Source organism: Stenotrophomonas sp. 278 (genome assembly GCF_003935715.1).
Classification (GTDB): Bacteria; Pseudomonadota; Gammaproteobacteria; order Xanthomonadales; family Xanthomonadaceae; genus Stenotrophomonas; species Stenotrophomonas maltophilia_AH.
This window is the reverse complement of record NZ_RHPP01000154.1, coordinates 1-9,011: the sequence shown is the minus strand read 5'-3', so window position 1 is coordinate 9,011 and position 9,011 is coordinate 1. Positions and strand designations below refer to the sequence as shown.

General features: G+C 68.8%; 6 protein-coding genes. 2 read left to right on the top strand and 4 right to left on the bottom strand.

All coding sequences use genetic code 11. From position 1 onward, the window contains the following. Positions 1-80 precede the first annotated feature (80 nt). The 4 genes from EGJ34_RS18655 to EGJ34_RS18640 all read right to left on the bottom strand — a co-directional run bounded on the left by EGJ34_RS18655 (position 81) and on the right by EGJ34_RS18640 (position 2,868). Entirely contained in the window at positions 81-743 is a 663-nt protein-coding gene (locus EGJ34_RS18655; protein ID WP_125361959.1) for an ABC transporter substrate-binding protein, read from the bottom strand. Beyond that, complete coding sequence (gene mlaD / locus EGJ34_RS18650) at positions 740-1,264, bottom strand: outer membrane lipid asymmetry maintenance protein MlaD (RefSeq protein ID WP_125361958.1); 525 nt, start codon at positions 1,262-1,264, stop codon at positions 740-742. The genes EGJ34_RS18655 and mlaD overlap by 4 nt, the downstream gene beginning before the upstream one ends. A 66-nt stretch (positions 1,265-1,330) precedes the next feature. Next, positions 1,331-2,080, bottom strand: coding sequence for an MlaE family lipid ABC transporter permease subunit (locus tag EGJ34_RS18645; RefSeq protein ID WP_125361957.1), 750 nt, complete (start codon positions 2,078-2,080; stop codon positions 1,331-1,333). Continuing rightward, positions 2,080-2,868: an ATP-binding cassette domain-containing protein gene (locus EGJ34_RS18640; RefSeq protein WP_125361956.1), complete on the bottom strand. Its 789-nt coding sequence runs from the start codon at positions 2,866-2,868 to the stop codon at positions 2,080-2,082. The genes EGJ34_RS18645 and EGJ34_RS18640 overlap by 1 nt, the downstream gene beginning before the upstream one ends. A gap of 151 nt (positions 2,869-3,019) precedes the next feature. On the opposite strand from EGJ34_RS18640, the gene recC reads away from it, so the two are divergent. Next, positions 3,020-6,364, top strand: a complete 3,345-nt coding sequence (gene recC, locus EGJ34_RS18635; RefSeq protein ID WP_125361955.1) for an exodeoxyribonuclease V subunit gamma — start codon at positions 3,020-3,022, stop codon at positions 6,362-6,364. After that, positions 6,361-9,011: exodeoxyribonuclease V subunit beta (locus tag EGJ34_RS18630; protein WP_125361954.1), on the top strand; the 2,651-nt coding region annotated here is incomplete at its 3' end. The genes recC and EGJ34_RS18630, both read left to right, overlap by 4 nt.

Sequence of the window (9,011 nt, the reverse complement as noted above, 5' to 3'; positions counted from 1 at the left end):
GCGGCCACAGCGCCACCGCGGCCGCACGGTCTAGCGCGCCGGCAAGGCGCGCCCGCGAACCGTCCAGCTGCAGCGAGCCGTTACTTGCCATTGCCAGCCGGACCGGCCTGCATGCTGCCAGCGCGCAGGTCGGCAGCGACCTGCTTGATGCCCTTCTGGCGCAGCGGGGCATCGAACTGGGTACGGAAGGTCTGCACGTAGGAGATGCCTTCGATGTTCACGTCGAAGATCTTCCACTGGCCGTTGACCTGGCGCATCAGGTACTCGACCGGCGTGGTCTCGCTGCCCGAACGCACCAGCTCGGTAGCCACGCGCATGCCGCGATTGTTCGGCAGCGCGGTTTCACCCTTGGCGCGGAAGCTGGGCTTGCCCTGGATGGTCAGCAGGGCCGAGCCGTAACGCTGCATCAGGTTGTCGGCCATGGCGTCGGCGAACAGCTTCACGTCGGCATCGGAGGCACCGCGGGCGTTGGCACCCAGCACCAGACGCGCGGCATAGTCGCGGTCGAAGGTACGGTTGAGCTCGCTGTCGATGTAGCTGCGCAGCGCGTTCGGGTCCTTGCTGAATTCGGCCTTGCGGGCCTGCAGGGTGGTCAGGATGCGCGAGCTGGCGTCAAGCACCACCTTGGTGGCCTGGCCCTGCTGCGCGCTGGTGGCGGCCGGAGCGCCCTGGGCCAAGGCCAGCGAAGGAGTAGCGGCCAGCAGGGCCGAAGCGAGCAGTGCGGGGATCAGTTTGTGGGTCATTTCTGCGGTTCCGTTGCCGGCGCGTCGGCACCGGGAGCTTCCTGGGAGGCGGCACCGGTGTTGCCCGAGCCGCTGAACATGTATTTGCCAACCATCTGGATCAGGTCCACGGCCGGCTGGGTGAAGACGATTTCGTCGCCGGGCTTGAGCACGTCCGGGTCGCCGCCCGGCTGCAGTCCGATATAGCTCTCGCCGAGCAAACCGCTGGTGAATATGCCGGCGGAGGTATCGGCTGGCAGGTCCTTGAACTTGCCGTCCAGCTTCAGGGTGACGATGGAATCGAAGCGGGCAGGGTCGAGGTCGATGTTGGCGACCTGTCCCACCACCACCCCGCCGATCTTCACCGGTGCCTGCTTGCGCAGCTGCCCGATCTGGGTGAAGCGTGCTTTCAGTTCATAGCCGTCGCCGCCGAAACCCCAGCGCTGGTTGGTGGAGGCCACCGCGAGCACGAGCAGCGAGGCCAGCGCCAGCAGCAGGAACGCGCCGACGGAAAATTCGAGTCTGGGACCGCGGATGGCCATGGAAAATCTCACCGTTGTTTGTCAGGTGCCTGGCGGGCCAGGCGAGCATCAAAGGGGGACAGCGGATCAGCGGAACAGCATCGCCGACAGCACGAAGTTGAACATCAGCACCAGCAGCGACGCATTCACCACCGCGCGGGTGGTGGCCACCGAGGTGCCCTCAATGGTGGGTTCGGCGTGGAAGCCGACATACGAAGCCACCAGCGCAGCGGTACCGCCGAAGATCGCAGACTTCAGCATCGCCACGCCAAAGTCGTCCCAGAAATCCACGCTGTTGCTCAGCGCCGACCAGAACACGCCATTGTCCAGGCCCAGCACGTGCACGGCCTCGAAGTAGCTGGCGCTGATCGCGAGCGAGCAGAAGATGCCCGTCAACAGCGGTACGGTCAGTACTGCCGCCCAGAACCGCGGGGCTACCGCCTTGGCAATCGGGTCGATCGCCATAAGCTCCAGCGCCTTGATCTGGTCGGTGGCGCGCATCAGCCCGAGTTCGGCCGCAATGGAGCTGCCGGCGCGACCGATGAACAGCAACGCGGTCAGAACCGGAGCCAGTTCGCGGTACAGCGACAAGCCGAGCAGGGTCGACAACGCATCGGCGGCACCGAACGTGGTCAGCGTGCGGTAGCCCTGCAGGGTCAGCACCAGGCCGACGAAGGCTCCGCCCACGGCGATGATCGGCAGCGAACGTGCGCCGATCTTGTAGATCTCGCGGGTGAGTTCGGCCAGGAAGTCGGCGCTGGGCAGCGAGCCACGCAGCACGGTCAGCGAGAACAGTCCGGCGCGGCCCAGCGAGCGGGTGGCTTCAACAAACGGCATCAGGCCACCTTCGCGCGCGGCGCGGCATCGAACGGAATCGGACCATCGGGCTGCCCATCCAGGAACTGTCGCAGCAGCGGATCGTCACTGGCCTCCAGCGCGGCCGGCGTGCCCTGGAACACCACACTGCCATTGGCGATGGCGATGACCTGGTCGCAGATCGGCAGGGTTTCATGCACGTGATGGCTGACGATGATGCTGGTCAGCCCCAGGCTGTGGTTGAGGCGCTGGATCAGGCTCATGATCACGCCGCTGGCGATCGGGTCCAGCCCGGTCAGCGGTTCGTCGTAGATCATCAGCGGTGGGTCCAGCGCCAGTGCCCGGGCCAGCGCGACACGACGGGCCATGCCGCCGGACAGTTCGCGTGGCCAGGCATCGGCTGCAGCCAACAGGCCCACCGCGTGCAGCTTCATGTCCACCAGTCGGCGCAGCACCGGCATCGGCAGGCGGGTATGCGTGCGCAGCGGCAGTGCCACGTTCTCGGCCACGGTCAGGTCGGTCAGCAGCCCGTTGCCCTGCAGCAGCACGCCCACGCTGCGGCGCATCTCGCGCAGTGCGCTGCTGCCGCTCGGAATGGGCTGGCCGAACAGGGTGATCGAGCCCGCCGCCGGGCGCAGTTCGCCGGTCAGCGCCGCCAACAGCGTCGACTTGCCGCTGCCTGACGGACCCAGCACGGCGGTGATGCTGCCGCGCGGCACCGACAGCGACACATCGCGCAGGATTGCGCGACCGCCGCGCTCGATGCGCACGTCATTCAACTGCACCAATGGATCGTGGGAAGCCGTCATGGACGCCATTAACAATTTTCCAACGTTCTAAGATCGTGGTGGGCGGCTGAACATAACCGAACTGGATCGTGCAGTATTGTCGCACGGGGATGTCGCGGAACGGTCGGTCCAATCCCGCCACCCCGTGGAACAATCCGGCACACTGTGCGCGATGAGCGACCCCGCCGCCGATTTCCGCCTGTACCACTCCAACTCCCTCGATGTGCTGGCCGCGCTGCTGGCGCGGCACGTGCGTGCGCCGGTGCCTGGGCAGTCACTGCTGGAACCGGAGGTCATTCTGATTCCCCAGGTGGCGATGCGGCGCTGGCTGCATTCCACCCTGGCCGCCGAGTTCGGCGTCGCCGCCAACCTGGAATTCCTCACTCCCGGTGAGTTCGTGGCACGTGCCCTGAACGCCAATGTGGACGGCGAAGGCGATGATCTGGACGCGGCGGGAATGCGCTGGCGGCTGTACCAGGCGCTGCGCGATCCTGCCCTGCTCGAACTGCCGCCGCTGCGCGCGCTGCGGGCGTATCTCTCCGGATCCGATCCGCTGCTGCCGTGGGCGCTGGCGGGCGAGCTGGCCAGCGTGTTCGAGAAGTACCAGGCATGGCGTCGCGATTGGCTCCTTCGCTGGGAGGCCGGGTCCGACCCGGCCGACCCGCAGGCGATCCTGTGGCGCGCCGTGGCCCAGGGCCGCTCCTATCGCGCCCGCCGCATCCAGGCCTACCTGGACCGCTTCGAAGGTGCCGGGCGGCCCCTGCCGCAGGGGCTGCCACGACGCCTGTCGGCATTCGCGACGCTGAACATCTCACCGGACGTGCTGCGGGTGATGGCGACCCAGGCCCGGGTCGGCGAGCTGCACTTCTATCTGCCCACCCCGACCCAGGCGTACTGGGGCGATCTGCAGACCCTGGCCGAGAAGCTGCGCAGCGGTGCGCCGGATCCCTTCGGCGAAGCGGCTGGCGAGAACCGCCTGCTGCAGGCGTGGGGCGCGGCAGGGCGCGACTTCATGGCGGTGCTGGGAAGCTACGAAGTGGTGCATCCGTCCGGCGAGATCGCGGCTTACGCCGATCCCGAGGACGACGTGCGCGCCAACCTGGACCAGGGCGGCCTGGCCGACAGCCTGCTGCATCGCCTGCAGCGTGACCTGTTCCATCGTCGCGGTACGCCATCGGGCGACCCGCTGGCCGCGCTGCGCACAGACGACCCCAGCCTGCAGGTGCACGCCTGTCACACCCGCCTGCGCGAACTGCAGGTGCTGCACGACCAGCTGCGCGCGCTGTTGCAGGACACCCGCTTCGACCCGCCGCTGCAGGCCCGCGACATCGCCGTGCTGGCCCCGGACATCGACCCTTACGTGCCCTACCTGGAAGCGGTGTTCGGCGGTCGCAGCGGCGACCTCGAGCACATCCCCTATGCCTTGGCCGACACCAGCCCGCTGGCCGGCGAGCCGTTGGCCGACGTGTTCGTGCACCTGCTGGCACTGCCGGTATCGCGCTTCGGGCTCAACGAGGTGCTGGATCTGCTCGGCAGCGCGCCGCTGGCCGAAGCTTCCGGACTGGACAGTGCGGCCTTCGAACGCCTGCACGACTGGTTGCTGGCCGCCGGCGCGCGCTGGGGCCTGAATGCCCGACACCGCCAGCACCATCAAGCCCCCGCCGACGATGCCTTCACCTGGCAGTTCGCACTGGATCGCCTGCTGCTGGGCCACGCCAGCGGCGATGACGGCGACATCGCCGGGGTGGCTCCGTGGCCGGAACTGGAAGGTAGTGCACTGGAAGCACTGGACCGGCTGATCCGGCTGCTGCGCGTGCTGGCCGTGAGTCAGCAGCGTCTGAGCGAAGCACTGAGCCCGGCGCAGTGGCGGCAACGCCTGCTGGGCCTGCTGGATGCGCTGCTGCCGCTGCCGCCGGCGACACCACAGGGACAACGCGCACTGGAGCGGCTGCGCAAGCTGGTCAACCAGTTCGCCGACGAGGCCGACAGTGCCGGCTTCGACGCGCCGGTGCCGCCGGATGTGATCCGGGCGCACTTCACCGGCGTGCTCGGTGAAGCCGACACCCGTGCACCGCTGCTGACCGGCGGCATCAGCTTCGGCCGGATGGTGCCGATGCGGCTGCTGCCGTTCCGGGTGATCTGCGTGCTGGGCTTGAACGACGGCGATTTCCCGCGTCGCGACCCGGCCGCAGGCCTCAATCAACTGACCGCCGAGCTGGACACGCCGCGCCGCCGCCCCGGCGACCGCTCGACCCGCGAAGACGACCGCTTCCTGTTCCTGCAGCTGTTCGCGGCGGCACAGGACGTGTTCTACCTGAGCTACCTGGGCGCGGACCCGCGCGATGGCAGCGTGCGTGAGCCGTCGGTGCTGGTCAGCGAACTGATCGACGCGGCGGCGGCCTACCATGTGGACCCGGAGGCGGCCGTGCGTGCCTTCACCGTGCAGCATGCGCTGCAGCCGTTCTCGCCGGCCGCGTTCGGCGGCGGTGACGAGCCACGTCGCTTCAGCTACCAGCGCGCCTGGCATCCGGCCGCGCAGCAGTCCGGCGTCACTCGCCGCCTGCCTCCCTCATGGTTCGACGCGGCACTGCCGCCCAGCCCGGACCTTGCCACGGAACAACAGCTGTCGCTGGAGGCGCTGCGCCGCATGCTGGTCGACCCGGCTGGGCAGTTCCTGTCGCAGACACTCGGCCTGCGCCTGCCCGATCCGCTCGAAGACGTGGACGATGTCGAACCACTGGTGATCGCCGGGCGCGGTCTGGAGCAGCGCACCCTGCAGCTGGCGGTCATCGACGCCACACTGCGCGGCGATGACGCCCCGCTTTATCCCCGCCTGCGCGCGCGCGGCCTGGTGCCGTCCGGCGCGCTGGGCGAGCGCCAGTTCGCCGCCGTCCAGGCGCAGACCCAGCCCTATGGACAGGCCCTGGCGCAGTGGCTGCAGGGAACGCCGCTGGAAAGCCGCCGCTATGAAGTGCAGATCGACGGCGTCACCCTGTTCGGCCGCGTTGATGATCGCCATCCGCACGGCCTGGTGCGCCTGCGTGCCGGCACGCTCAATGGCCCGGCAGCGATCCGACATGGGCTGGACTGGCTGCTGGCCAACGCCGCCGGCGACGCGCTGCCACTGGTCCAGTTCTTCGATGCCGGCGACGAGGGACTGGGTCCGCATGTGCTGCCAGCCCCGGGTCAGGCCCGGGCCCTCGACGCCCTGGCGGCGCTGCTGAAGCTGCGCGAACGCGGGCTGCGCGAGCCGCTGCCGTACGGCCCGTATACCGGTTGGGCGCTGTACAACGCCCCCGCCGCCAAGCGCCACGTCGAAGGCGCGAAGCAATGGCACGGCCGGGACCGCAGCTGGGGCGAGGGCAGCGGCGAGGCCTATCAGCTGGCGCTGCGCGGGCAGTCGCTGTTCAACGACGAGGCCCGCTACGCCGACCTGCTGCAGATCAGCTTCACTGTGTTCCGCGCGGTGCGGCAGGCGCAGGTGTTCAACGGCTTCGAGACGGAGGACGTGGCATGAGCACCGCCATCGACCCGTACCTGACCCTGCCGCTGCAGGGCGTGCAGCTGATCGAAGCCAGCGCCGGCACCGGCAAGACCTTCACCCTCGCCACGCTGTTCACCCGGTTGGTGGTGGAACGCGGGCTGCGCATCGGCCAGATCCTGGCGGTGACGTTCACCGATGCAGCCACCCAGGAACTGCGCAAGCGCATCCGCGAGCGCCTGGCGCTGGCGGCGCGGCTGGTGGATCTACCGGCCAGCGACGACGAGGGTCCGGATGTCATCCTGACCCGGTCCATCCTGCAGCGCCATCTGCAATACGGCAGCGAAAGCGCCGCAGCGCTGTCCCGCCGCCTGCAGATCGCTGCCGACGAGATCGACCTGGCCTCGATCTTCACCATCCATGGCTTCTGCACCCGTGTGCTGCGCGAGCATGCGCTGGAAAGCGGGCACACCTTTGAGCCGCCGGAGCTGATCCCGGGCGAGCGGGTGCTGTACGAGGAACTGGCTGCCGACCTCTGGCGCGTGCACGCCAATGACCCGGCCACGCTGGACGCACTGCTGCGGTTGTGGAAGAACCCCGAGGCGCTGGCGGCGGACCTGCCGGCGTTGCGCGCACCGCTGCCCCTGTTGCCGGCCGTACCGGCGGTGGTGATGGCGGACCCCAGCGCAGCGCTGCAGGAGGCCGCTGTCCGGCTCGGCGAGGCGATCCAGAGCCATGCCGAAACCGCGCAGGCCGCGATTGATGTGGCCTTTGAACGCAAGGTGCTCGACGGTCGTCGCGCCAAGCGACCGAGCTTCGAGAAGGCGTTCAACGAGCTGTTGGCCGGCCGCGCTGCGCTGGCGTGGGCACGCGGCGACAAGACCCACCTGGGCAAGCTGCTGCCCGACGCACTGCGTGATTACTGCAAGGACGGACAGCAGGCGCAGTGTCCCAGCTCACCGTTGTTCGACGCATTGGCGCAGTGGTGGCATGCGGCCGACGCCTGCGATGCCTGGCTGCGCGAACAGGCCGTGCGCCTGCTGCACCGGCTGCGCGACGAAGCGCGCGCGCGCCTTGAAGAACTGAAGCGGCAGCGGCGCGTCCAGACCTACGATGACCTGATCGACGGCGTAGCGCGGGCACTCGAAGGACCGGATCGACAGGTCCTGGTACGCCAGCTGCGTTCGCAGTACCGCATGGCGCTCGTCGATGAGTTCCAGGACACCGACGACCGCCAGTGGGGCATCTTCCAGACCGTGTTCGGCGACAGCGTCGAAACACGCGAGGCCGCGCTGGAGCCGGCACTGTTCCTGATCGGTGATCCCAAGCAGGCCATCTACGGCTTCCGCGGCGGCGACATCCATACCTACCTCAGCGCCAAGCGCGCGGCGATGGCGGCTCCTGCGCTGAACCGCAATTTCCGCTCGCGTCCGGCGGTACTGCGTGCGTTGCAGACCCTGTACGACATCGGGGGCGATCAGGCCTTCGGCGGCGCTGACATTGCCTTCGAGCCGGTACTGCCGGGAAGCGTGCGTATAGATGCTGATTTCCAGCGCGACGGTGTGTCCGCGCCCGGCCTGACCCTACGTGTGCTGCGCAGTGACGACGGCAAGGCGCTCAATGCCGATCCGTCACGCCAGCAGGCCACCGAGGCCTGCGTGGTCGCCATCCATGAGGTGCTCAGCGAAGCGCGCGCCGGTCGCGCGCTGTTGCGCGGGCGGCCCGTGCAGGCCGGCGACATCGCCGTGCTGGTGCGCCGCCACAGCGAAGCCACGCGCATCCAGCAGGCGCTGGCCGCCGCCGGCATTCCCGCGGTGGCGGCGGGCAAGCAGAGTCTGTACGCCACCGCCGAAGCACGCGAACTGCGCGTGCTGCTGCTGGCCCTGCTGCAACCCGCCGACGAAGGCCGCCTGCGGGCCGCACTGTCGACGGTACTGCTGGGCTATTCCGCCACGCAGATCGCCGCGATGGAACAGGATGGCGACCTGCAACGGACCCTGCAGGTGCAGCTGCTGCACTGGCGCGAGCGCTGGCAACGAGGCGGGCCCTTCGCAGTGGTGGCCGATGTCTGTGCGGGCCAGGCCGAGCGCCTGCTGGCGCTGATGGATGGCGAACGCCGGCTCACCAATTATCTGCAGTTGGCCGAACTGCTGCAGGAAGCCTCGACCCGCGCGCTGGGCATGCACGGGCTGCTGGACTGGCTGCAGGTGCAGATGGCCCATGCCGACCAGGACGACGAACAGCAGCTGTTGCGGCTGGAGTCGGACGCGCGCCGGGTGCAGATCGTCACCCTGCACAAGAGCAAGGGCCTGGAGTACCCGCTGGTGTTCCTGCCGTTCGTGGGCATTGACGGTGGCGCGCCGAACACCGATGCACATTGCACCGTGCACACCGCGCAGGGCCGCGAGCTGCATTGGAAACTGGACAAGGACGCCAGCTGGGATGCCGCCAGCGCACTGCGCGAACGCGAACAGCGCGCCGAAGACGCGCGCCTGCTCTACGTTGGCCTGACCCGCGCCGAGCACGCCCTGTGGATCGCGTGCGGCGACCTCGCCGGGCTGGCGCGAACCCCGCTGACATCGTTGCTGACGCCGTTGGATGCGTTGCGTGCCAACCCCGATATCGCCGTCGACGACACGCCGCTGCCGCCGCGGCCCGCGCCGCTGGCGGTGGAACGCGAAGG

Coding starts and splice junctions, on each gene's coding strand:
- EGJ34_RS18640 (WP_125361956.1), bottom strand. CDS start 2,868: ATGACGGCTTCCCACGATCCATTGGTGCAGTTGAATGACGTGCGCATC.
- EGJ34_RS18645 (WP_125361957.1), bottom strand. CDS start 2,080: ATGCCGTTTGTTGAAGCCACCCGCTCGCTGGGCCGCGCCGGACTGTTC.
- recC (WP_125361955.1), top strand. CDS start 3,020: ATGAGCGACCCCGCCGCCGATTTCCGCCTGTACCACTCCAACTCCCTC.
- EGJ34_RS18655 (WP_125361959.1), bottom strand. CDS start 743: ATGACCCACAAACTGATCCCCGCACTGCTCGCTTCGGCCCTGCTGGCC.
- mlaD (WP_125361958.1), bottom strand. CDS start 1,264: ATGGCCATCCGCGGTCCCAGACTCGAATTTTCCGTCGGCGCGTTCCTG.